Annotated in this window: 19 protein-coding genes; 5 read left to right on the top strand and 14 right to left on the bottom strand. The window is 70.3% G+C overall.

The annotated features are described in order from the left end of the window. Position 1: 1 nt before the first annotated feature. From C4313_RS06090 to C4313_RS06035, 12 genes are all read right to left on the bottom strand, one after another. Positions 2-835 carry an SDR family oxidoreductase gene (locus tag C4313_RS06090; protein ID WP_352428979.1) on the bottom strand — a complete coding sequence of 278 codons (834 nt, stop codon included), beginning with the start codon at positions 833-835 and terminating at the stop codon, positions 2-4. A 64-nt stretch (positions 836-899) separates the two neighbouring features. Then, entirely contained in the window at positions 900-2,321 is a 1,422-nt protein-coding gene (gnd, locus tag C4313_RS06085) for an NADP-dependent phosphogluconate dehydrogenase (protein WP_352428978.1), read from the bottom strand. A 9-nt stretch (positions 2,322-2,330) separates the two neighbouring features. Beyond that, a complete protein-coding gene (locus tag C4313_RS06080; protein WP_352428977.1) occupies positions 2,331-3,809 on the bottom strand; it encodes a gluconokinase in 1,479 nt (492 codons plus the stop codon). Between the two features lie 10 nt (positions 3,810-3,819). Next, on the bottom strand, positions 3,820-4,845 hold the full coding sequence (locus tag C4313_RS06075) for a D-isomer specific 2-hydroxyacid dehydrogenase family protein (protein WP_352428976.1): 1,026 nt from the start codon (positions 4,843-4,845) through the stop codon (positions 3,820-3,822). Between the two features lie 10 nt (positions 4,846-4,855). Beyond that, complete coding sequence (locus C4313_RS06070) at positions 4,856-6,295, bottom strand: tagaturonate epimerase family protein (protein ID WP_352428975.1); 1,440 nt, start codon at positions 6,293-6,295, stop codon at positions 4,856-4,858. 12 nt (positions 6,296-6,307) lie between these two features. Beyond that, positions 6,308-7,282: a 3-dehydro-scyllo-inosose hydrolase gene (gene iolN, locus C4313_RS06065; protein ID WP_352428974.1), complete on the bottom strand. Its 975-nt coding sequence runs from the start codon at positions 7,280-7,282 to the stop codon at positions 6,308-6,310. Between the two features lie 14 nt (positions 7,283-7,296). Further along, the gene (locus tag C4313_RS06060; RefSeq protein WP_352428973.1) at positions 7,297-8,361 is read right to left on the bottom strand and encodes an alcohol dehydrogenase catalytic domain-containing protein; all 1,065 of its coding nucleotides are present in this window, start codon (positions 8,359-8,361) and stop codon (positions 7,297-7,299) included. Positions 8,362-8,372: 11 nt separating this feature from the next. Further along, positions 8,373-9,566: a scyllo-inosose 3-dehydrogenase gene (gene iolM / locus C4313_RS06055; RefSeq protein ID WP_352428972.1), complete on the bottom strand. Its 1,194-nt coding sequence runs from the start codon at positions 9,564-9,566 to the stop codon at positions 8,373-8,375. Beyond that, positions 9,563-10,333 (bottom strand): ATP-binding cassette domain-containing protein, encoded by a 771-nt coding sequence (locus tag C4313_RS06050; protein WP_352428971.1) that lies wholly within the window; start codon positions 10,331-10,333, stop codon positions 9,563-9,565. The genes iolM and C4313_RS06050 overlap by 4 nt, the downstream gene beginning before the upstream one ends. 11 nt (positions 10,334-10,344) lie before the next feature. After that, positions 10,345-11,346 carry an ABC transporter permease gene (locus C4313_RS06045; protein WP_352428970.1) on the bottom strand — a complete coding sequence of 334 codons (1,002 nt, stop codon included), beginning with the start codon at positions 11,344-11,346 and terminating at the stop codon, positions 10,345-10,347. A gap of 6 nt (positions 11,347-11,352) precedes the next feature. Further along, positions 11,353-12,336 carry a sugar ABC transporter substrate-binding protein gene (locus tag C4313_RS06040; RefSeq protein ID WP_352428969.1) on the bottom strand — a complete coding sequence of 328 codons (984 nt, stop codon included), beginning with the start codon at positions 12,334-12,336 and terminating at the stop codon, positions 11,353-11,355. Continuing rightward, positions 12,333-13,400, bottom strand: coding sequence for a LacI family DNA-binding transcriptional regulator (locus tag C4313_RS06035; protein ID WP_352428968.1), 1,068 nt, complete (start codon positions 13,398-13,400; stop codon positions 12,333-12,335). The genes C4313_RS06040 and C4313_RS06035 overlap by 4 nt, the downstream gene beginning before the upstream one ends. A 182-nt stretch (positions 13,401-13,582) precedes the next feature. Between C4313_RS06035 and C4313_RS06030 the strand changes: the two genes are divergently transcribed. Next, complete coding sequence (locus C4313_RS06030) at positions 13,583-15,106, top strand: hypothetical protein (protein ID WP_352428967.1); 1,524 nt, start codon at positions 13,583-13,585, stop codon at positions 15,104-15,106. A 25-nt stretch (positions 15,107-15,131) separates the two neighbouring features. Here the strand turns inward: C4313_RS06030 and C4313_RS06025 are convergent, their stop codons facing one another. Continuing rightward, on the bottom strand, positions 15,132-16,178 hold the full coding sequence (locus C4313_RS06025) for a homoserine dehydrogenase (protein ID WP_352428966.1): 1,047 nt from the start codon (positions 16,176-16,178) through the stop codon (positions 15,132-15,134). A gap of 287 nt (positions 16,179-16,465) precedes the next feature. Between C4313_RS06025 and C4313_RS06020 the strand changes: the two genes are divergently transcribed. The 4 genes from C4313_RS06020 to C4313_RS06005 all read left to right on the top strand — a co-directional run bounded on the left by C4313_RS06020 (position 16,466) and on the right by C4313_RS06005 (position 20,184). Beyond that, entirely contained in the window at positions 16,466-16,960 is a 495-nt protein-coding gene (locus C4313_RS06020; protein ID WP_352428965.1) for a CinA family protein, read from the top strand. Positions 16,961-16,997: 37 nt separating this feature from the next. After that, complete coding sequence (locus tag C4313_RS06015; RefSeq protein WP_352428964.1) at positions 16,998-18,863, top strand: saccharopine dehydrogenase NADP-binding domain-containing protein; 1,866 nt, start codon at positions 16,998-17,000, stop codon at positions 18,861-18,863. A gap of 26 nt (positions 18,864-18,889) precedes the next feature. Then, positions 18,890-19,612 (top strand): SDR family oxidoreductase, encoded by a 723-nt coding sequence (locus tag C4313_RS06010; RefSeq protein ID WP_352428963.1) that lies wholly within the window; start codon positions 18,890-18,892, stop codon positions 19,610-19,612. A gap of 95 nt (positions 19,613-19,707) precedes the next feature. Beyond that, positions 19,708-20,184, top strand: a complete 477-nt coding sequence (locus C4313_RS06005) for a DinB family protein (RefSeq protein ID WP_352428962.1) — start codon at positions 19,708-19,710, stop codon at positions 20,182-20,184. Positions 20,185-20,241: 57 nt separating this feature from the next. On the opposite strand, the gene C4313_RS06000 is transcribed toward C4313_RS06005, so the two are convergent. Continuing rightward, complete coding sequence (locus tag C4313_RS06000; protein ID WP_352428961.1) at positions 20,242-21,954, bottom strand: long-chain-fatty-acid--CoA ligase; 1,713 nt, start codon at positions 21,952-21,954, stop codon at positions 20,242-20,244. Positions 21,955-22,493 lie beyond the last annotated feature (539 nt).

Below are 22,493 nucleotides of genomic sequence, written 5' to 3'. Positions count from 1 at the left end.
TTTACACCCCCGCGTAGGCGTCGAAGCCGCCGTCCACCGGCACCACCACCCCGGTGACGAAGGCGCTGCCCGGGGAGGCCAGCCAGATCACCGTCCCGACCAGGTCCTCCGGGTCCCCGAAGCGGCCCATGGGCGTGTGCTCCAGGATGGCCCGCCCCCGGGGCGTGAGGTTCCCTTGCTCGTCAATCAGGAGGTAGCGGTTCTGCTGCGTGAGGAAGAAGCCCGGCGCGATGGCGTTCACCCGGATGCGGGGGGAATAGGTCTGGGCCAGGTGCACGGCCAGCCACCGGGTGAAATTGACCACCGCCGCCTTGGCCGCTGCATAGCCCACCACCCGGGTCAGCGGGCGGAAGGCAGCCATGGAGGCGACGTTCACGATGACCCCCTCGCCCATCTCGACCATCTGCCGCGCGAAGACCTGGCTGGGGAGGATGGCCCCCCCGAAGAGGTTGAGCGCCACCACCCGCTCCAGCGCCTCGAGGGGGAGGTCGAAAAACGAGCGCTCCGGCCCCACCGTGGCCTCGGGGAGGTTCCCGCCGGCCAGATTGATCAGGATGTGCACCGGCCCCACCTCCCGGCGGATCTGCTCGGCCACCGCCTCGATCTCGGACCGATCCAGCACGTCCATGCGATAGCCGTAGGCCTCCACCCCCAGCTCTCGCAGCGCCTGGAGGCGCTCCTGCAGACGCCCCTCCGGCGGGTAATGATCGGTGAGCACGAGCCGGGCGCCCGCCAGCCCGAGGCCGCGGGCGATGGCGCCAGCCAGAACGCCCGCCCCGCCGGTCAGCACCGCCACCCGACCCTTCAGCGAGAACAACGCTTCCAGCAGGCCCATCCGTCCACCCCACGCCGATGCCTTCAGATCCCATCCCACGGGCCATCGGCCGGAGGCCGTCCTTTCAACCCTCCCAGTCCGTGTGGAACACGCCAGGCCGATCGATCCGCTCGTAAGTGTGGGCGCCGAAAGCGTCCCGCTGGGCCTGGATCAGGTTGGCCGGCAGCCGGGAGCGGCGCATGCTCAGCACGTAATCGACGGCCGTGCTCAGGGCCGGCATCGGGATCCCATGGGCGAAGGCCAGCCGCAGAACCCTCCCGGCCGCCGGCAGCCGGTCCCGGATCTCGGCCCGGAACCGCGGGCTGAACAGCAGATGGGGATCCTCCGGGTCCTCTCGCACCACCTCCCGCAGGAAGCCCAACCAGCGGGCCCGAAGGATGCTCCCCGCCCGCCACACCCGGAGCACCTCCCCCCGATCCACCCCGTAGGCATACGCCCGCGAGGCCTCGTGGAGCAACCAGAGGCCCTGGGAGAAGGCGGTCAGGACCACCAGGTTGAGGGCCGCCTCCAGATCCGCCAGGGCCTCCACCTCGTCCCCCGGCGCGGTGGCTGGCCAGCCGTCCGGCCAGGGGAAGCCCGCCGCGATCCGCTCCCGGTCGGCTTTGAAGTGGGAGAGGGTGCGGGCCACCACCGCCGCCATCAGTGTCGGGGCGGGCACCCCCAGTTCCAGGGCACTCTGGGCCGCCCAGCGCCCTGTCCCCTTCTGCTCCGCCCGATCCAGGATCCGCTCCACCAGCGGTGCCCCGGTCTCCGGATCCGGATACCGAAGCACCCGGGCCGCCAATCCCACCAGATATGCGTTCAGGTTCCCTTCGTTCCACCGCTCAAAGACCTCGGCGATCGCCTCCGCCGACAACCCCAGGGCGGTGCCCATCACATCATAGGCCTCGGCGATCCCCTGCATGAAGGCATACTCGATGGCGTTGTGGACCATTTTCACGTAATGGCCGGCGCCGCCCCGCCCCATGTAGCCGCAGCACGGCCCCTCCTCGCTCCGGGCGGCGATCCGCGTGAGCAGCGGCTCCACCCGCGCATACGCCTCCGGGGATCCCCCGGGCATCAGCGAGGGCCCTTCGAGGGCCCCCCGCTCCCCACCGCTGATCCCGATCCCCAGGAAGTGGATCCCGCGGGCCGCCAGTGCCTGCATCCGGCGCTCCGTGTCGGCGTAGTGGGAGTTCCCTCCGTCCATCACCACGTCCCCGCGCTCCAGCAGCGGGACCAGGGCCTCGAGCACCTGGTCCACCGCCGGGCCGGCCTGGACCATCAGGAGGAGGCGACGGGGGCGGGACAGGCGCTGCACCAGTTCCTCCAGCGTGTGAGCCGGGGCGATGGGCTCCTCCCGCACCCGCTCCCGCATGAAGGCCTCCGTCCGCTCTGCGGTGCGGTTGTATACGCAAACCGGGATCCCGTGGCGGGCCAGGTTCAACGCCAGGTTCTGGCCCATCACCCCCATCCCGATCACTCCGATCTCGCATCGCCCCTCCATGGTCCCTCCTCATCCGGAAAGAGGTTGCGTCCCGAACCCGTGTCGCCGGAAGGCTGCCTCCAGATCCGCGAGCAGCGCCTGGAACGCCGCGAACCGATGGGCATAGACTGGAACCCACTCCGACACCGGCTCGTAGCGGCGGAAAGGCGTCGGTGGAAGGGAGGCCATCGCGTCCTCCATCCCCAGGGCGAGCCGGACCACCTGCACACCCCCGAGGAGGGCCGGTTCCGGGACCTCCGGGACCTCCACTGGGACTCCCAGGACGGAGGCGAGGATGCGCATCCAGAGGGCTGAGCGAGCCCCCCCGCCGCCGGCCCGCAGGCGAAGCGGCGCCAGCCCGTTCTCCCGCAGGGCCTCCAGGATCAGCCGCATGCCGAAAGCCACCCCTTCCATCGCCGCCCGGACCAGGTGTCCGGGCCCATGATACGCTTGCAGGCCGAAAAGCACCCCCGAGGCCTGATGGCTGATCCCCGGATACCGCTCCCCGGCGAGGAAGGGGAGGAAGAGCAAGTCCGTGGGCTCGGCCTCGGCCAAAGCCTCGGGCGCTGCATCCCGGCGCCCGAGGACGTCCTGCAGCCAGCGCAGGACGAGGCCAGCGTTGCTGAGAGCGGCCCCCGGGAACCACCGTCCCTGCGCCAGGTAATAGGTCTGCAGGCGCATCCGCGGGCTGCCGTCGAGCAGAGGACGATCGGCCGCCACGCGGATCATCGCGGTGGTCCCCAGGTTCATCGCCCCCACCCCCGGCACCAGCGCCCCCAGTCCCAGGCCGACAGCCCCCCCATCATACACCCCCGCGATCACCTCCACCGCGGCGCCCAGGCCCAGGGCGGCCGCCGCCTCCGGTCGCAGCGGGCCGAGGCGGGCCTCCGGGGGAACCACCTCCGGCAGCCGCTCCGCCGAAAGGTCCACCAGGGCCAGGGCCTCCGGATCCCAGCGCAGGGTGTGCACGTTCATCAGTTGTGTGGCCGTGGCCAGGGAGGGCTCTGTGACCGGGCGCCCGATCAGCCGCAGCAAGAGGAAATCCTTCAGGCCCAGGAACCAGCGGGCGGCCCGGAAGATCTCCGGCCGGCGAGCCCGGAGCCACTCCAGTTTGGCCAGGGGATACTGGAAGACCGGCGGGCATCCGGTGCGCCGGTAGAGGTCCTGGGGGTCCATCCGGGCCAGCAGCCCCGGGAACGTCTCGCGCGGGCGGGTGTCCAGGAGCGTCATCAATCCCATCAGCGGCCGCCCTTCCCCATCCACCGGGAGCAGACCCAGTTGATAGGTGGAAAGGACCAGCCAGCGGACCGCGGGCGCTCCTCCCTCCGCCGCCTCCCGCGCCGCCGCCACGAACTGCTCCCAGACCGCCTCGGGATCGTGCTCGGCCCGGCCGGTCCCATCCTGGATCAACGGGATGGCGCGGACGGCGAGGCGGTGCAGACGCCCCTCCAGGTCCAGCCGCCCGGCCTTCAAGCGGGTGGTGCCGATGTCCACCGCCAGGACCTGCATAGCGTGCCCCTCACCCGTCGCGGGCGGAACGACGCAGGGCCCGGGCGTGGGGGAGGACCTCGGGGTTCACCACCTCCTCGGGCGGCTCCCCGCGCAGCACACGCTCGACATCCGAAACCACTTTCTCCCCCATGCGCCGCAAAGCCTCCTCGGTGTAGGCGGCGATGTGCGGCACGACGAGGACGTTGGGATGGCGGAGCAAGGGGTGCTCCGGCCCGATGGGCTCCCCCTCCACCACATCCAGGGCCGCCCCGGCCACCTGGCCGCGCTCCAGGGCCGCCAGCAGGGCCGCGCCGTCGATCAGCTCGCCCCGGGCGGTGTTCACCAGGACCACACCGGGCTTCATTTTCGCAAAGGCCTCGTGGGAGAGCAGGTGGTAAGTGGAGGCGTTCAACTCGGCGTGGAGGGTGAGGACGTCCGACTCCCGCAGCACGGTCTCCAGATCGGCCGGCTCGGCGCCGGCCGCCCGGATGGCCTCCGACGGCTGATGCGGATCATAGGCCAGCACCCGGGCCTGGAAACCCCGGGCCAGGATCTCCCCCACCCGGCTCCCGATGTTGCCGAAGCCGATCACCCCCACCACCTTGCCGCGCAGCTCCCGTCCGACGAAAGCGGCCCGCTCCGCCCATCGCCCCTCGCGGACAGCGGCCGCGGCCTCGGGGAGGCGCCGCAGCACCGCCAGCAGGAGGGCCACCGTCATCTCGGCCACCGCGTCGCGCTCCATCCACGGGGTGACCCGGGTGACCAGCACTCCCCGCTCGGTGGCGGAGGGGAGGTGGATGTTGTCCACCCCGATGCCGTGTCGGGCGATGAGCCATGTCTCGTCCTTGTGGGCGAAGAACTCCGGCCCGAAGCGGGGGGTGACGCTGGCGATCAGGATGGGGAAGCCGCGCAGGGCCTCGGCCAGCGCCCGGCCCTCGATATCGGCCGGGAGCGTGAAGCGGTGGACCTCCCCCAGGGCCGCCAGCCGATGGAGGTGCTCGGGGAAGCGGAGGCCGAAACTGCTGGAGTTCACGATGGCGATGCGCGCCCGCATGCCCCCGCCCTCAACCTCCGAACAGCGCCTCCAGGTGGCGCTCCAGGTTGGCCGCCACGGCGGCCATGTGCGCCGCCTCGAACTGCGCCAGCGTTTCATAGATACGCGCCCCGTGGCGCTCGAGCAGCACACCGTAGGAGATGTGGAACAGTTGTCGGATCGCCCGGCTCCCCAGGGCAGCCTCCGGGTCCGGAGGGGGATCTGCCGGCAGGTCCTCGGCCCGCAGCCGGACAGGGTAATCGCGCCGGCTCTCCTCCAGGGACTCCCGGGCTGTGACGTAGAGGGCCGCGAAGAGATCCGGGCGATGGCGGGCGATCACCCACACCGCCTGCAGCCAGGTGGTCCCCGAGGTCTTGACGTGGAAATACCCTTCGGTGAGGGCGCGGAACATGGGGAGGATCCGGAACTTCTCGCTCCCCGAGTGCAGGCTGAGGCGGTGCCCGCCCAGGGAGCGGGCCAGGGCGTAGTGGATCGCCACCGCCTGAGCGAAGCGTTCCACATCTCCCTCGTAATCGACGGCCTTCTCGAAGGTCCCCGGGAACCGCGGCGCCAGGCTCCAGAGGGCGACCCCGTGGCGCTGCAGGTAGCGGACGATGAAGGCGTGGGTCTCGGGGGTGGTCTCTGCCTCGGCCTCGTCCACCGAGATCTCGAGGTCCGCCTCGATCCCCATCTCCCGCAAGATCTCCGTGCCCCGGATCACCGCCGCCAGCGCCTCCTCATAGACCTGTGCCGCCGCCGCCAGGCGGTCCTCCTCCAGAACGAGGTGCCCCCCAGGGACCGCGAGGCGGCGCCCGGCCAGTTCGGCGATGACCGCCCGGGCGACGGAGGAGAGGGCCGTGCGGGGCCGGGGGCCCCGCGCCAGGGCCCGTCGCAGGTCGAACGTGTAGAGCGAGTAGCCCGCCGCCGCCGCCGCGCGCAGTTGGTCCTCCTCCTGGAGATGGTCTGCGTCGGCCCCAAAGGGGCCGGCATAACCGGCCTCCAACACCCCCAGGGCCGCCGCCAGCAGCACGTCCCGGAAATCCCGTTTCGTGCGGGCCAGCTCCCGGGGGGACTGCTGGGCCAGCACGGGGAAGACCGGGTAGCGCTGGAGGGCTGCCACCTGAGCCGCCGTCGCCCACCCCAGCCGGTCCCCAGCCCCGAAGGAGGCCGGCCGCTGGCACCGGCCGGGGGACAGCGGGAGGAGCGCCCGCAAGGCCTGGTAGTTCTCCCAGGTCCACGGGTAGAGATTCACCCACAGGGCATCCCAGCGGAGGGCCTCTGGGAGAAAGCCCCCGCGCAACGGCGGCTCATCAGGCGACGCCCATCCCAGGGCCTTCCCCGCTGGCCCGCGGGCCACAAAAACCCACCCGCGCCCGGGGACCTCCCGCCACGAGGTCGGGATAGGCTGGAACCCGTGGGGCCGGAGGAGATCCGCCAACGCCTGGATCCCCGGATCCGGGGAGAGGACCATAGGAGACTTCCTTCACATCGGGTAGTGCAGTTCATACAGGCTGCGCCAGCCCGGCTCGAAGGGCATCTTCAGATAGGGCTCCAGCATCTCCCGCTCCCGCTCCGTGACCCCCTCCAGGGGCGGCAGTTTCCCGGGCGGGAACGCCTCCAGGATGTCCCGCACCAGTTTCTCCAGGTAGTCCAACAGCTGCTCCACGCCCGGCCGGGCCTTCTCCGCGCTGGCCAGGGTGGCCTTGCCCACCACCCCGGGCCGATAGGCTTTCACCTCGATGGGCCGCAGGCCCACCTGGGCATACCAGGCGATGGGCTTGCGCAACAGGTTCCCCGCCTTGTCGATGTGCTCGCTGTCCGTGGGGAGGAAACTATACGGCTCCGTGTCCACTGCGTCCTCCATCCGGATGAACTCCGGGAACAACGCCAGGCTCCAACTGGTCTCCACTTCGTCGGCGTGGATGAAATGGGTCTCGTAGGGGCCGCCCTCGGATTTGAGTTTGAAGTGATCAGGGATGGCGTGATACCAGTTCACATTGACGATGACCGCCGGCACCTTGTAAGTCTTGGCGAACCGATGGATGGCGATGGGGATGACATATTCCTGGCCGTGGCCGTTGAGGATGATCTGCTTGCGGAAGCCCGCGTTCCAGAACCCGGCGATGATGGCCGTCAACATCTCGATGAAGGTGTCCTCGGGGACCACGATGGTGCCCGGCATCCCCATGTGATGGTAAGGATGGGAGCCGAACCACAGAGGCTGGCTCACCGTGCATCCTGTGCGCAGGGCCACCTGCTCGGCCATGCGGGTGACCAGGAAGACGTCCTCCCCATAGGGGGCGTGGGGGCCGTGGGCCTCGGTGGCCCCCACCGGGATGATGATCAGGTCGTTCTGCTGGAGGCGCTCCATGACCTGCTTGCCGGTCATGTTCTGGAAGTAAACCCCCGTCGGCCGATCCATGTGGCCGCCCTCCGGCGGGATTTGCCACTTGCCCATCGCGCATGCCTCCTTCAAGGATGGTTTTCGATCCTTCGGGCGCCCGGCCCTTCCTCGCGGGGGACGATCATCACCTTCACCGCCTCCCCGCGGCGCAGGAGCGCCAGGCCCTCGCCGAACCGCGAGAGGGGCAGGCGATGGGTGAGCAACGTCTCCGTCCGGATCACCCCGCGCTCCAGCATCTGGATGGCCAGCGGGAACGTGTGACGGCCGACGTAGCTCCCCACCACCCGCAACTCGCGGCGGGTGATGTCATACTGGGCGATCTCCGAGCGGGCCTGGGCGTTCATGCCGAACAGGATCACGGTGCCCCCCGGCCGGGCCAGCCGCAGCGCCACCCCCATCAGCGATCCGACGGCGTCCACCACCAGGTCCGCCCCGATCCCGGTGACCTCCCGCACCAGGGCCTCCAGATCCTGCTCCCGGGGGTCCACCGTCAGATCGGCCCCAGCCCGGCGGGCGAAGTCCCGCCGGAACGGCGCGATGTCCGCGGCGATCAACACCCCTGCCCCGCTCGCCCGCAGGACCTGGAGGAAGAGCAGCCCGACCGGCCCGCAGCCCAGCACCACTGCCTGCTCCCCCGGATGCAGGCGCGCCAACAAGGTCCCTCCGATCACGGTGGAGAGCACCTCGGCGAAGATCGCCCGCTCCAAAGGCACCTCGTGGGAGATCGGGAACAGGGCCCGGGCCGGGGCCACCGCGTAGGGCGCTAGGCCCCCGTCCCGGAAGATCCCCAGGGTGGTGAAGCCCTCGCAGTGGTTGTAGAGCCCCCGCTGGCAGAAGCGGCACTGGCCGCAGAAAAGGTTCGGCGCCACGGCCACCCGGTCCCCCGGGCGCAGATGGGTCACCGCCGGGCCGACCGCCGCCACGCGGCCGATCACCTCGTGGCCCAGGATCACACCCGGGGTCGCCGGATGGCCCGGGGGCACCTCCAGGATATGCAGGTCCGTCCCGCAGATCCCGCACGCCTCCACCTCCAGGAGCACGTCGTCCGGGTTCCGCAGGGAGGGGGTCGGCCGCTCCTCCAGCGCCCAGCGGCCTTCCCCCTGGTAGACGATCGCCGGCATCCTATCGGCCATGGGTCCCTCCTTCAGGCGACGGCTGCGGCCGCCGGCTCGGCCTCCCGCCTCTCCGGCTGGATGAGGATCTTGGCGTCCACCCGCCGGCGGAGCCGCTCCACCGCCTCCACCGCCCGATCCAGGGGGTAGCGGGCCGTGATGATCCGGGTCATGTCGATGAGGCCGGCGGCCATCATCCGGATCACGCTGGGGAAGATGGCGTCGCCCGAGTGGCCCTGGCTGCCGACGATCTGGCCCCGGCGCACCTGCAGAGTCTCCAGATAGAGCGGCACCCGCTCGGCCGCCCGGCCGATGACGACGATGCGCCCGTTGATGGCCAGGGCCTTCTCCATCTCCGGAAGGGTCCGCGTCGGCGCCCCCGCCGCCTCGACGAAGACGTCGGCCCCCTCCCCGCGGGTGAGGGACCGGACGGCCTCGCTGGGGGCGACCTCGCGGGGGTCGAAGGCGGCGTCGGCCCCCATCTGGAGGGCCATGGCCCGCCGCGGCTCGCTGACGTCGAAGGCGAGCACCTTCCCCGCCCCGGCCGCCCGGGCGAGGGCGATGGCCGCCAGGCCGATGGGCCCCGCCCCGAACACGGCCACATAGGCCCCCGGGCGGAACCCCCCTGCTCGCACGAAAAGGCCGTTATAGGCCACGCTGGTCGGCTCTACCAGAGCGCCGGCCTCGTAGGCCTTCTCCACGTCCCCGAGGCGCTCGGCGATGGCATCGATCTTCCAACAATACTTCGCCTGGACGGCCACGTATTCCGCCATCGCCCCGGGCACCGTGAAGCCCAACTCCTCCAGGTTGGCGCAGTGGTTGAAGAACCCGCTCCGGCACGGCGTGCAGAACCCGCACCACAACATCTCCTCCGAGGCCACCATGTCCCCCGGCCGCAGGCCCTGCACCGCCTTGCCCACAGCCACCACCTCCCCCGAGAACTCGTGGCCGGGGATCACCGGGAACTTCACCAGGCCCGGATACAGGATGTAGCCCTCGGCATCGGTCTCGTAAAAATGCAGATCCGACCCGCACACCCCACAGGCCTTCACCCGGATCACCACCTCGTCCGGGCCGGGGCTCGGATCCGGGACCGTCTGGACGGCGAAGCGGGGATGGCGCCAGACGCTGGCGCCGGTGAGGGCTTTCCCGGTCTCCCGTTCCCAATCCGAGAGGGGATAATCCGGCCGCGGATCCCACGTCGCCTCCACCACCAACGCCTTCATGGCCTTCCCTCCTCGGGCAGGATCGCCCCGCCGGCGATCAGTTCCGCCACGGCCTCGGGCGAGATGTCCCCTTTGCGGAAGTCCCCGATCTTGCGGCCGTGGCTCAGGATCACCAGCCGGTCAGCCACCGGATACACGTGGTAGATGTTGTGGGTGATGAAGATCACTGAGAGGCCTCGCCGGCGGGCCTCCTCGACGTAGCCCAGCACCTTACGGGTCTCCCGGACGGAGAGGGCAGAGGTCGGCTCGTCCAGGATAAGGAGCCGGACCCCGAAATGCACGGCGCGGCCGATGGCGATGGACTGCCGCTCGCCCCCCGAGAGCACGGAGACCGGCTCCCACACCGACCGGACCCGGATGCCGATCTCCTCCAGCACCCGCCGCGTGGTCCGTTCCATCTCCACCATGTCGAGGACGGGCAAGGGGCCGATGAACCGCACCGGCTCGCGCCCCAGGAAGAAGTTGCGGGCGATGCTCATCATCTCCACCAGGGCCAGATCCTGGTAGACCGTTTCGATCCCCAAGGCCCGAGCCTCCCGCGGGGAGCGGAACCGGACCGGCCGTCCGTCGAAGTAGATCTCACCGGCGTCCGGCGGGAGGACGCCGGTGAGGACCTTGATCAGGGTGGATTTGCCGGCCCCGTTGTCTCCCAGCAGGCCCACGACTTCCTGATAGCCGACGGTGAAATCCACACCGGCCAGGGCCTCCACCCCGTCGAAGCGCTTGACGATGCCCCGCATCTCCACCAGCCAACGCCCCTCCGCCATCCCGTCCCTCCTCAGCGCCGCCGGATCCTTAGGTTGATGATCACCGCGACCACCAGGATCAGGCCGATGAAGGCGCGATACCAATAGGCGGGCGCCCCGGCCAGCACCAGCCCGTTGCGGACCATCCCCACGATCAGGGCGCCCAGGACGGTGCCGATCACGCTGCCGTAGCCGCCGGTGAGCAGCGTCCCCCCGGTGACCGTGGCGGCGATGGCCTCCAGTTCCACCCCCTCCCCCCGCAGGGGGTCCACCGAGCCGAAGCGGGCGAACTGGATGATGCCGGCCAACGCGGCCAGCACCGCCGTCAGGACGAAGCCGATCCGCTTGACCCGGTCCACGTCCACCCCCAGGGCCCGGGCGGCCTGGGGGTTGCCGCCGCTGGCGAAGAGGGCGTTGCCGAAGGGCGTGCGGGTGAGGACCACCGTCGCCGCCAGGGCGAGGGCCAGGAACCACAGGGCGGAGGCGTGGAACCCCCCGGGCAGGCGGCCGGAGAGGGCGAAGAAAAGGGCGGAGGTCCCCTCGTAGGCGATGGGGAAGCCACCCGTCACCGCCAGCAACACCCCTCGCCAGAACATCATCGATCCCAGGGTGACGATGAAGGAGGGCAAGCGGCCCCGGGTCACCACCCAGCCGTTCAACGCGCCGATGGCGGCGGCCAGGGCCAGGGCGGCCAGGAAGGCCACCAGATGGGGGGCCCCGGCCCGGGCCATCAGGGCGAAGGCCATGGCCGAGACCCCCAGGACGGAGCCGACGGAGAGGTCGAACTCCCCAGCGATCATCAGGAGGGTGACGCCGATGGCCACCAGCCCCAGTTCGGCGGCGATGGTCATGATCCCCGCCAGGGAGTCCAGCGTCAGGAAGTGGGGGGCAACGGCCGAGAACCCGAGGAAGACCGCCAGGAAGCCAGCCAGCGCCCCCACCTCCGGCGAGCGCCGCAACGCCGCCAGCCGGGCCGCAGGGGCCCGACGGCGGGCCGCCAACGTCGAGGGCGCCTCCACCGTTTCCGGGCCCATCCCGCTTCACCGGATGCCCGCTTTAATCAGCGCCTCAACCAGGCCCACGTTGTCCTTATCCACAAAGCTTGGCCCCGTCAGCACATCGTTGGCCGGCCGCAGCCCGTATTTCTTGTAGAGATAGAGCCAGGTGACGGCCATGTAGCCCTGCAGGTATTGCTGCTGGTCGATGGCGAACAACGTCACCCCCTCCTGGATGGCTGACAGCGTTCCGGGATGCAGATCGAAGGTCCCGTGGAGGACCTTGCCGACCAGGTTGTTCTCCTTCAGGAACTTCACCGCGGGGTCGGTGCCCAGGGGACCCAGGGTGAGGAGGGCGTCGGTGTCCGGGTTGCGGGTGAAGTAGGCCTTGAGGGCCTCCACCGCCTTGGTCGGGTCGGTGCCGATGTCCAGTTTCTCCACCGGCACGTTCTTTTCCTTCATTCCGTCCAGGAAGCCCTGGCAGCGGGCCTCCAGGCCTACGTGGCCGACCTCGTGGATGGCGCACACAGCCCGCTTGGGCGTGCGCACCGCCAGCATGCGCTGGGCCGCCCGGAGCCCGCCCAGGTATTCGTCCATGCCGATGTAGAACAAATAGGGGATCCGCTCCCCCTCCGGACGGGGATCGGCCACGTTGATGGCGATCACGGGGATGCCCTGCTGGATCGCCCGCCGCAGCGGCTCATCCAGCGCCTTGGGGTCGGTGATGGTCACCGCCAGCCCGTCGGGCTTGGCGGCGATGGCGCTGTTGAGCAGGTTCACCAGCTCCTGGATGGAGAACTTCTCCGGCCCGAAGTATTTGGCCTCGACGGGGTAGCGCTGGGCGGCCTCGTTCATCCCCTTGATCACAACCCCCCAGAAGGGATCGGCCGGGCCGCCATGGGAGACGATGTAGAAGGTAAACTCCTTCTTGGCTGGGGCCGGGGTCGGCGGGGCGGCCGGCGCGCAGGCGCCCAGCGCCAGGGCCATGGCGAGGACGACGAGCAGCCCATGGAGCATCCGGCGGGTCATGGCAACCTCCTTTCGTCAAAGGAGAGGGATCGGACAGGGCGCTCCTGCGGGGGCGGCGCGCACGAGGCCCGCTCCACCAGCCGGCAGGGCAGCCGCAGGTGGACGGGCGCCTGCTCCCCCTCCAACAGGCGGAGCAGCAGCCCCATGGCCGTCCGCCCCATCTCATACTTCGGCTGGGCCACGGTGGTCAGCGGAGGCTCCGTATACGCCGCAAAGAGGATGTCGTCGAAGCCGACGACGGAGAGGTCCTCCGGGACCCGCAGGCCGGCCGCCCGGGCGGCCTTCAGGGCCCCGATCGCCGTCATGTCGTTGTAGCAGAAGACCGCCGTCGGCCGCCGGGAGGAGGCCAGCAGCCGCTGCAGCCCCCACTCCCCGCCCTCCGGCCGGCCGTTTCCCTCCACGATCCACTCCGGATCCGGATCGATCCCCGCCGCCGCCAGCATCTCCCGATAACCGGCCAGCCGCTCCCGGTTGGAGCGGGCGGCCGGCGGGCCGGTGATGTAGCCGATGCGGGTGTGGCCGAGGGCCAGCAGATGGGCCATGGCCAGATGGGCTCCCTGCCGGCTGTCAGCGGCCACCGAGTGGAGAAAGGGCCCCTCCCGCTGGTTGTTGATCAGCACGATGGGAACCCCCAGGGCCTCCAGGTGGGGAAGATACAACTCGCCCACCCGCGAGGAGGCCACGATCACGCCCTCGACACGGCTCTCGGCCAGGGCCCGCACCGCCGCCAGTTCCCGATCCGGGTCGGCGTTGGAGGTGGCCAGGAAGAGGCGGTAGCCCGACTCCAGGGCCACCTCCTCCACCCCGCGGACGATCTCGGCCAGGAAGGGATCGGCCAGGGTAGTGATCACCAGGCCGACGATCCCGGTGCGGGCGGTGGCCAGGCTGCGGGCGGCCGCGTTCGGCACGTAGCCCATGCGGGCGGCCAGGCGCCGGATCCGCTCCGCCGTCTGCGGGTTCACCAGGGGGCTGCCCCGCAGCGCCCGCGAGACCGTGGAGTGGGAGACCCCCGCCCGCCGGGCGATGTCCTTGATGGAGATCCGCCGGGGAACGCGCCGGCCCACGGCCCCTCCTTTGCACACGTGTGCAGCCCCCCATTGTATTCAAAACCGAGGAGCTGTCAAGGGGAAGAGGGCTGTTCCGCGCAGCGAGCCAAGGGGTTCCGCAGGCGGCCCCACCAGCCCGCCGGAGTTCACGACGGCCGTGCTATCCTGGAAAGGCGACCTGCGGGAAGGAGGGAGGACCGATGGTGGGGACCCGGCGGATGGATCGGCCGAGGGCATGGGGGGCAATGCCCCTCGAGCCCCTCTGGCTCCTGGTCGTCCTGGCCGCCTTCGGCTTCGTGGTCGCCTTGGTCCCCTTGCCCCCCAACGACTTCTGGTGGCACCTGCGGATCGGGGCCCTGATCGTCGCGGAGCGGCGCCTCCCGGCGGCCAACATGTTCGGCTGGACCCTCCCCGCCGAGGCTCCTTTCACCTATGGGGCGTGGTTGGGGGAGGTCCTGCTCTACCTGCTCTACCGCGCCGGCGGGCTTCCTCTGGTGATCTTCGTCCGCAACGGGCTCGCCCTTCTCGCCTTCGGGCTGGTGGGGCTGGAGGCCCGGCGCCGCAGCGGCTCCTGGCGCCTGGCCGCCCTGGCCACCGCCCTGGCCGCCGGCATGGCCCTCAACAACTTGATCGTCCGGCCCCAGATCTGGTCGTGGCTGCCCTTCCTGGCTTTCTACCTTTTACTAACCCGCTACCGCGAAGGACGCCTGTCCCCCCGATGGCTGTTCGTCCTTCCCCCGCTGATGGCCTTCTGGGTCAACGCCCACGGGGCCTTCGTCCTCGGCCCCGTCCTCCTGGGCCTGATCGGGCTGGGCGTGGGCATGGAGCGGCTGGGAGGACGCCGGGCCGGCGCCCCGCCGCTGGGGCCCCTGGTGGGGAGCGGGCTGCTGACCGGGCTGGCACTGCTGCTCAACCCCCAAGGGCCCCGCATCCTGGGCTATGTCCACCGTTTGCTCACGGACCGCCCCAGCCAGACCCTGGTGGTCGAGTGGGCCTCCCCGACGCCGCATGGCGTCGCCAACGTCCTTTTCTATCTCAGCATCCTGATCCTGATCCTGGCCCTGGCCGGCTCCCGCCACCGCCTCGCGCCGGCCGAGCAGATCCTGCTCCTCGCCTTCCTCTGGCTGGCCTGGAGCGGGCAACGCTATGTGATCTGGTTCGGGATGGTGGCCATGCCCATGCTGGCCCATCTGCTGGCCGGGTGGCTGCCGCCGTGGCCATGGCCCCCTCCCCCACCCCGCCGGCTGAACACCGGCCTGGCTATCACCCTCTTCCTGCCGGTCCTCGCCGCCCAGCCCTGGTGGGTGGAGCGCCTGCCCTTGCCCGCCGCCTACTGGAAACAGGTCTGGCGGGGCAGCCCCGCCGGGCCCCTGGTGGGCGTCGAGACGCCGGTCTACGCGGCAGAATACCTGCGCGCGCATCCCGGCGGCCGGCTCTTCAACGAGATGGGCTACGGCAGTTATCTGATCTGGGCCCTGCCGGGGGAGAAGGTCTTCGTGGACCCGCGGGTGGAACTTTACCCTTACGAACTCTGGCTGGACTACCTGCGGATCTCCCAGGCGGTCCGCCACCCGGCCCTCCTGGACCACTACGGGATCGATCGCGTGCTCCTGGACAAGGTCCTTCAGCCGGAACTGGCGCGCGCCCTCGCGGAGGACCCCGGTTGGGAGAAGGAATACGAGGACGCCCGGGCGCAGATCTGGCGGCGGAAGGCCCCGCCGTGAGCCGCCCCGCAGGCCTCCGCTCCCCTCATCCCCAGTGCCCCCGGGCGACGTTCACGAGATCCGCCAGCAACCCGAAGGCGGTCTGCATGGGCTCCGGCTCGTGCTCGATCAGGGTGAGTTGTTTGAGGGTGTCGGTGCGCAGCGTGATCACCGAGGAGGTCCCGCGCACGTGGGCCAACAGATCCTCCAGGGGGACCGCCTCGGGGGCCACCCGCGCCCTCACCTGACCGTCCTCCGTTCGCTCTGCCGAGCACACCAGTTTGATCCGGCGCCCCGCCCGCCGGGCCGCCTCCAGGTCCGCCGGGCCGATCCCCCGGATCCCCTCCCGCTGCACCTGATCCGGCCGCAGGTCCGCCTCCATCCACACGTTGGCCAACACGCAGGTCTTGACCGCCGCGTCCCATCCATCGATATCATTCGATGGATCTGCCTCGGCGATGCCGATGGCCTGGGCCTGGCGCACCGCCTCCTCGAACGAAAGGCCTTCCTCCATCCGGGTGAGGATGAAGTTGGTGGTGCTGTTGAGGATGGCCCGGAAGCCCTGGATGCGGGTCGCCGGGAGCCCCTCGCGGACCATGCTGAACAGCGGGGCACCGTCCATCACCGTGGACTCGAACAGGAAGGCCCGGCCCCGGGAGCGGGCCAGGTCTCGCAGGGCCCGGTAGGCGAAGGCCAGCGGGCCCTTGTTGGCGGTCACCACGTGCCGGCCGGATTCCAAGGCAGCCCGTACATGGTCCGTGGCCGGCTGGCCGGTCCGCGGGTCCAGGACGGTGATCTCCACCACCACGTCGGCCGGGCACCGCTCGATGAAGGCGATGGTCTCCGCCGGCGCGGGGCTCCGGCTCAGGGGGCTCAGGCCTCCCCCCTCCTCCACCGCCCGCAGGGCGGCGGCCAGGTCTAGGCCCTCCGGATCCCACGCGGCGCCCCGCCGGGCGGTGATGATGCCGGTGACCCGGATCGCCAGCCCGTGGCGTTGCTGGATCTCTGCATCCTTGCGCAGCAACAGGCGGGCGAAGGCCCGGCCCACCGCCCCGAACCCGATCAACGCCACCCGCTGGACCATCGGCGCCATCGGTCTCCTCCTGAGGGAAGATGGGGATGCGCGATCGCCACCGAGTTTAACCGGAACCCGCCCGCAGCGCACCGTTCCTCCACGGATCCCGATCCCGGCTAAAATGGAGGCAGAAGAGGCCTCCGGGGAGGTGTGCCATGGCCCGGACCCATCTGTTCCCGCTCCCCCGGCGATCACACCTTCTTCCGGGAAGACATCTGCGTCCCCCTGGAGAGGTGGTCGATCGGCCCAACTGGATCGTCACCGCTTATCTCCCGCTGAGCATCTCCCGGTGAGCGTCGGCCGGGATGAGCCCGAAGGCCATGGATCGGGTGGCTTGGGTGGGGGAGGCGTTGAAACGGCGGGGCTGGCGGCTGGCGGTGGCGGAGTCGTGCACCGGCGGCCTGCTGGGCCACCGCCTGACGAACGTCCCGGGCAGCTCCGCTTACTTTCTGGGCGGCGTGATCGCCTACTGGAACGAGATCAAAACCCGCCTCCTCAACGTCCGGGAGGAGACCCTGGCCCGCTTCGGGGCCATCAGCCCGCAGGCCGCCCAGGAGATGGCGGAGGGCGTCCGCCGCCTGTTCCAGGCCGACCTCGCCCTCGCCATCACCGGCGTCGCCGGCCCGGACCCGGAGGAGGGCAAACCCCCGGGAGAGATCTACGTGGCCCTGGCCGGCCCGCAAGGGATCCAGGTGCGCCGCGTCACCGGCGGCTCCGACCGCCAAGAGAACAAAGCCCGCGCGGTGGAAGCAGCCCTGGAGCTCCTGGAGACCGCCCTGGAGGAACCCGCCGAGGCGTAAGATCATCGTCCATCCGTGCTCAGGAGGCACGACCCCTATGGGATTCCGCTGCGCCATCATCGGCGCCGGCATGCAGGGCACGGCCGCGGCCTACGACCTGGCGCGCTTCGGGGAGGCGGAGGGGATCTGGCTGGCCGACCGGGACCCGGAGCGAGCCCAGCAGGCTGCCCGCCGCCTGAACGCTCTGCTGGGACGACCCATCGCTTACGGGGTGACCCTGGACGTCCGCGACGAGGCGACGCTGGTCACGTTCCTGCGGCCGATGGATGCGGCCGTCAGCGCGGTCCCTTATCACCTCAACCCGCGCGTTGCCCGTGCCGCGTTGCAGGCCCGAACCTCCCTGGGCGACCTGGGCGGCCACACCCCTACCACGTGGGAGATCCTGGCCCTGGACGAGCCCGCCCGCGAGGCCGGCGTCTCCCTCATCCCGGATTGCGGCCTGATGCCGGGCCTGGGCAACACGCTGGCCGTCTACGCCATGCGCCAGATGGACCGGCCCCGCCACGTCCGCATCTGGTGCGGCGGGCTCCCCCAACGGCCGAGGGGGCCCCTGGGCTACCGGCTCTTCTTCCCCATCGCCGGGCTCACCGCCGAATACACCGGCAAGGCCACCTTCCTCCGCGGCGGGAAGATCGTGGCAGTGGACGCCCTGAGCGAGCCGGAGGCGGTGACCTTCCCGCCGCCGGTGGGAACCTGCGAGGCCTTCGTGACCAGCGACGGTGCGCTACCCGGGGCACCTGGAGCGCGTCCGCCTCCTGGCGGACCACCGGATGGCCCGCGGCGAGATGCCCCGCGGGGCGGTGCCGCTGGAGCGGGCGGTGGACCCCGAGCGGTTCGTGGCCGAATGGCTCCGCCGCGGCATCCCCATCCAGCAAACGGTGCGACGCCCACTGGGCGCCTGAGGATCCGGCTTCTTCCGGGAAGACGCCGAAAGGAGGGGCGAATGCTGCTGCCGTTCCTCAGCGCGGACGAGATCCGTCGGGCCCTGCCGATGCGGGAGGCCGTCGCCGCGATGCGCGAGGCCTTCATCGCCTTCAGCAGCGGCCAGGCCCACATCCCCCAGCGGCTGCAGATCCCCATCCCGGAGCAGGACGGGGTGGCCCTGTTCATGCCCGGCTACCTTCCCCCCCACGACCTGGGGGTGAAGATCGTCTCGGTCTTCCCCCGCAACACAGCCCGCGGCCGGCCGACGATCCATGCCCTGGTGGTGATGCTGGATCCGGAGACCGGCGCGCCGATGGCGTTGCTGGACGGGACGTTTCTCACGGCGTGGCGCACCGGAGCCGCCTCCGGCCTGGCCACCGACCTCCTGGCCCGGCCGGAGGCCAGCGCCCTGGCCCTCATCGGCGCCGGCGCCCAGGCCCGGACGCAACTGCTGGCCGTCTGCGCCGTCCGGCCCATCCGCCGGGTGCGGGTTTACAGCCGCACCCCCGAGCGGGCCCGGGCCTTGGTGGAGGAGATGCGGGGCCAGGACGGCGTCCCGGAGGACATCGCGGTGGCGCCCACCCCCGAGGCGGCGGTGGCGGAGGCGGAGATCGTGTGCACGGCCACCAACGCCGCCCAGCCGGTGTTCGACGGCCGCGCCCTGCGGCCGGGGACCCACATCAATGCCATCGGGTCCTTCACCCTGGAGATGCGGGAACTGGACGAGACGGTCTTCCGGCGGGCCTCCCGCGTGGTGGTGGATTCCCGGGCGGCCGCCCTGGCGGAGGCAGGCGAGATCGTCCACGCCATCCGGCAGGGGGTCCTGCGGGAGGCGGACCTGATCGAACTGGGGGAGGTTGCCGCCGGGCGGCGGCCCGGCCGCCAAGGGCCGGAGGAGATCACCGTCTTCAAGTCCGTCGGCCTCGCCGTCCAGGACCTGGTGGCAGCCCGCTGGGCTCTCCAGCGCCGGGGTCGGTGACGCCCCTCGGGAGGGAGGAGGCCGGGATGGATCTGCGGGGACGAGTGGTGCTGGTGACCGGGGCGGGGCGCCGGCTGGGCCGGGCCATCGCCCTGGGGCTGGCCCAGGCCGGCGCCCACATCGCCGTCCATTATCATCGTTCGGCGGAGGAGGCCCGGGAGACAGCGGAGCAGATCCGGGCCCTGGGGGTCGACGCCGAGACCTTCGCGGCGGACCTGCGGGAGGTCGATCGAATCCCGGGGCTGATCGAGGCGGTGGTGCGTCGGTTCGGGCGGCTGGACGGGCTGGTGAACGGGGCAGCGAGCATGCAGGCGGATCGCTGGCATGAGGTGACCCCAGCGCGGTGGGACGAGGTCATGGCCCTCAACCTGCGGGCGCCGATGTTCTGCGCCCAAGCCGCCGCACGCCATATGGAGGAGGGCGTGATCATCAACCTTGTCGACGGCTCTGTCCTTCGGCCGTGGCCGGATTATCTGGCCCACAGCGTCTCCAAAGCCGGCCTGGTGGCCCTCACCCGGGCCCTGGCCCTGGCCCTGGCGCCCCGCATCCGGGTCAACGCGGTCCTCCCAGGCCCTGTCCTCAAGCCGGTCCACTGGGAGGAAGCGCGCTGGGCACGGCTGCTCCGAAGGGTCCCCATGGGCCGGGCCGTGCGCCCCGAAGGGGTCGCTCACGCCGTGCGCTACCTGATGGAGGCCGACGACATCACCGGCCTCGTCCTGGTCGTGGATGGTGGGCATCATCTGACATAAAATAAAAATTAAGGCCGCCGGGGAACAACCCGGGGCCGTGGCATCGCTGGAGGCGAAGGCCTTCGTTCTCAACCTGTCAAACGAAGGAGGGACCCATGGGCGATCGCAAGGCAGCGATCCGAGCGCATCTGGAGCAGACCCGTGCGGAGGTGCTGGAGATTGCCTCCCGAATCCGGGGGGACGACTGGGAGAAACCCGTGCAGGGGGAGCCCGGGAAATGGACAGCCCGCCAGGTGCTCGCCCACCTGGCCGCCGCCGAGATCGGCCAGATGTCCCGCATCCAGCGGGTCCTGGCCGGCGAGCGCTATATGCCGGAGGGCTTCAACCTGGACCTCTGGAACGAACGCCAGGTCCAGAAGCGCGAGGGCCAGACGCCGGAGGATCTCCTCAAGGACCTGGAGGCCTCCCGCCAGGCCTTGCTGAACCTTCTGGATTCCCTCACGGAAGAGCAACTGGACATCGAGGGCCAGCACGCCATGGGGGCGATGATGACGGTGGAGCAGATGTTCTACCACATCGGGAACCACGAACGCGACCACGCCGCCGAACTGCGGCGGGCCCTCCCCGCCTAGGCCGCGGGGCCCGCGGGCGTGGAAAACCGATGTCGGTGGGCGGGGGGCGGCCCTCCCTCATCCCGCCGGCTGCCCGCGGGCCCGCTCCTCCTCCACCAGCACCCGGCGCAGGACCTTGCCCACCATCGACTTGGGCAGTTCGTTCCGGAACTCGATGTGGCGTGGGATCTTGTACGGAGCCAGCCGGTCCCGGCACCACTCCCGGATCTCCTCGACCGTCGCCGTCTGGCCCTCGTGGAGCACCACCCAGGCCTTCACCGCCTCCCCCAGGTGGGGATCCGGGATGCCGGCCACGGCCACCTCTTTGATCTTGGGATGCTGGGCCAGGACCTCCTCCACCTCCCGCGGCCAGACCTGGTAGCCGCCCGGCTTGATCACTTCCTTCTTGCGGTCCACGATGTAGAAGTAGCCGTCCTCATCCATGCGGGCGATGTCGCCGGTGTAAAGCCAGCCGTTCCGGAGGGTGTTCGCCGTCTCCGTGGGCCGGTTCCAGTAGCCCTGGAACACCTGCGGGCCCCGCAGCACCAGTTCCCCGATCTCCCCGGGCGGCAGCTCGGTCACCCCATCCTCCAGGCTGACGATCTTAGCGTCCACGTCCGGGAGCGGGATCCCGATGCTCCCCTCCTTGTTCACGCCGTAGAGCGGGTTGCAGTGGGTGGCCGTTGGGGCTTCCGAGAGGCCGTAGCCCTCCACCAACTTCGCCCCGGTGATCTCCTCGAAGCGCCGCTTGATCTCCAGGAGCAGCGGGGCCGCCCCGGAGATGCAGCCGCGGATGGTGCGCAGATTGTATTTGCCCGCCTTCACATCCGGATGGTTGTTGATGGCGTTGTAGAGGGTGGGAACGCCCGGGAACATCGTCACCCGGTAACGCTGCAGCCCATCCAGCAACGTAGGCAGGTCCCGCGGGTTGGGGACCAGGACCAGCGTGGCGGCGGACTGCATGGCCAAGCCCAGGGCCACGATCATGCCGTAGGCGTGGAAGAGGGGCAGCGCCCCCATTACCACCTCCTGGCCGTCCCGGATCTGGGGATCCCACGCCCGCACCTGGAGGACGTTGGCCACGATGTTGCGATGAAGGGCCACCGCTCCCTTCGAAAGCCCCGTGGTCCCGCCCGTATACTGGAAGATCGCCACATCGTCCGGCCCCACCTCCACCGCCGGGCGCTGCTCCGGCCGGTAGCGCCGCAGCAAGTCCTGGAACCACACATCGGCATCGCGCAGGGCCACCCGGTCTCCTTCCTTCCGCTCCCGGGCCAGGGTGTAGAGGACCTTCAGGAGGGGGCTCATGTATTCCTTGATGTGGGTGACCACAACCCGTTTCACCGAGGTGTTGGCCTGGATCCCCTTCACCCGCTCGTAGATCCGGCTGAGGACGATGGCCACGGTCGCCCCGCAGTCGGCCAGTTGGTATTCCAGCTCCCGAGGGGTGTAGATGGGGTTGGTCGCCACCACGACGCCGCCGATCTTCTGCACCGCGAAGTAGGCGATGACGAACTGGGGGGTGTTGGGCATGATCAGCGCGACGCGGTCCCCTTTGCGGACCCCCAGTTCGTGGTGGAGGGCGGCCGCCAGGCGGTCGGAAAGGGCGTTCAGTTCCCGGTAGGTCATCGTGCTCCCGGCGAACCCTTGATGCGCCGGCTTGAAGAGGAGGGCGGGGCGATCCGGGAACCGCTGCGCGGAGTCCTCGAGGAAACGGAAGAAGGGGATGGGGGGATATTGTAAGGAACGTGGAACGCCAGGATCATAGAAGCGATACCAGGGACGCTCCATAGTCGCCTCCTGTTGAGCACGGGCTCCTCTATCATTGTGGCCGGGGGCGACAGCACTGTCAAGAGGCTTTACGACCGGATCACCTGAAGACGAACCCCCTCGCCTACCGCCGGCTTATCGCAGCTTCAGAGGAGGCCATCGACGCCCTGCGCCGGCACCTAAACTGCGGGATTCCCAGCACTGAGGTTCAAGCGGCCAAGGCCATCTTGGAGGCCACCCTGCGGCTATTGGTCCGGTCCGTGATCGCGTGCTCGCCCGGCTGCCCTTCCTGCGGTCGCCGGGCCGGGCGGCCGTGGCCGTGTTCCTGGTCGTCCTCGCCCCGTGGGCGATCATCGCCTGCCGGCCCGCCGCAGCGCCGAATGTTTCAGTTCCGACTGCCACCGTAAGCCCCCAGTTGTCCCCCACCGCCCCGGCCGGTGGCTACACGATTCGCGTTGCGTTGGATGAAAGGGGTTGTGGTGACCCGCCGTCGCAGGCAACGACGAGCTGTGACTATACTTGGGTGGAATAAAGGCCAGGCGGCATGTGGCGAAGGAGGA

This window comes from Thermoflexus sp. (genome assembly GCF_040289485.1).
In the GTDB taxonomy this organism is placed as follows: domain Bacteria; phylum Chloroflexota; class Anaerolineae; order Thermoflexales; family Thermoflexaceae; genus Thermoflexus.
The sequence above is the reverse complement of the archived record's forward strand: the minus strand, read 5'-3'. Positions and strand labels throughout refer to the sequence as shown.

Excerpts from the sequence above, each read along its gene's own strand:
- C4313_RS06015 (WP_352428964.1), top strand. The coding sequence starts at position 16,998 with ATGGGATTCCGCTGCGCCATCATCGGCGCCGGCATGCAGGGCACGGCC.
- C4313_RS06005 (WP_352428962.1), top strand. The coding sequence starts at position 19,708 with ATGGGCGATCGCAAGGCAGCGATCCGAGCGCATCTGGAGCAGACCCGT.
- C4313_RS06075 (WP_352428976.1), bottom strand. The coding sequence starts at position 4,845 with ATGCGGGCGCGCATCGCCATCGTGAACTCCAGCAGTTTCGGCCTCCGC.
- C4313_RS06010 (WP_352428963.1), top strand. The coding sequence starts at position 18,890 with ATGGATCTGCGGGGACGAGTGGTGCTGGTGACCGGGGCGGGGCGCCGG.
- iolN (WP_352428974.1), bottom strand. The coding sequence starts at position 7,282 with ATGGGCAAGTGGCAAATCCCGCCGGAGGGCGGCCACATGGATCGGCCG.
- C4313_RS06030 (WP_352428967.1), top strand. The coding sequence starts at position 13,583 with ATGGTGGGGACCCGGCGGATGGATCGGCCGAGGGCATGGGGGGCAATG.
- C4313_RS06020 (WP_352428965.1), top strand. The coding sequence starts at position 16,466 with ATGAGCCCGAAGGCCATGGATCGGGTGGCTTGGGTGGGGGAGGCGTTG.
- C4313_RS06025 (WP_352428966.1), bottom strand. The coding sequence starts at position 16,178 with ATGGCGCCGATGGTCCAGCGGGTGGCGTTGATCGGGTTCGGGGCGGTG.
- C4313_RS06000 (WP_352428961.1), bottom strand. The coding sequence starts at position 21,954 with ATGGAGCGTCCCTGGTATCGCTTCTATGATCCTGGCGTTCCACGTTCC.
- iolM (WP_352428972.1), bottom strand. The coding sequence starts at position 9,566 with ATGAAGGCGTTGGTGGTGGAGGCGACGTGGGATCCGCGGCCGGATTAT.
- gnd (WP_352428978.1), bottom strand. The coding sequence starts at position 2,321 with ATGGAGGGGCGATGCGAGATCGGAGTGATCGGGATGGGGGTGATGGGC.
- C4313_RS06040 (WP_352428969.1), bottom strand. The coding sequence starts at position 12,336 with ATGACCCGCCGGATGCTCCATGGGCTGCTCGTCGTCCTCGCCATGGCC.
- C4313_RS06070 (WP_352428975.1), bottom strand. The coding sequence starts at position 6,295 with ATGGTCCTCTCCCCGGATCCGGGGATCCAGGCGTTGGCGGATCTCCTC.
- C4313_RS06050 (WP_352428971.1), bottom strand. The coding sequence starts at position 10,333 with ATGGCGGAGGGGCGTTGGCTGGTGGAGATGCGGGGCATCGTCAAGCGC.
- C4313_RS06090 (WP_352428979.1), bottom strand. The coding sequence starts at position 835 with ATGGGCCTGCTGGAAGCGTTGTTCTCGCTGAAGGGTCGGGTGGCGGTG.
- C4313_RS06045 (WP_352428970.1), bottom strand. The coding sequence starts at position 11,346 with ATGGGCCCGGAAACGGTGGAGGCGCCCTCGACGTTGGCGGCCCGCCGT.
- C4313_RS06080 (WP_352428977.1), bottom strand. The coding sequence starts at position 3,809 with ATGCAGGTCCTGGCGGTGGACATCGGCACCACCCGCTTGAAGGCCGGG.
- C4313_RS06060 (WP_352428973.1), bottom strand. The coding sequence starts at position 8,361 with ATGGCCGATAGGATGCCGGCGATCGTCTACCAGGGGGAAGGCCGCTGG.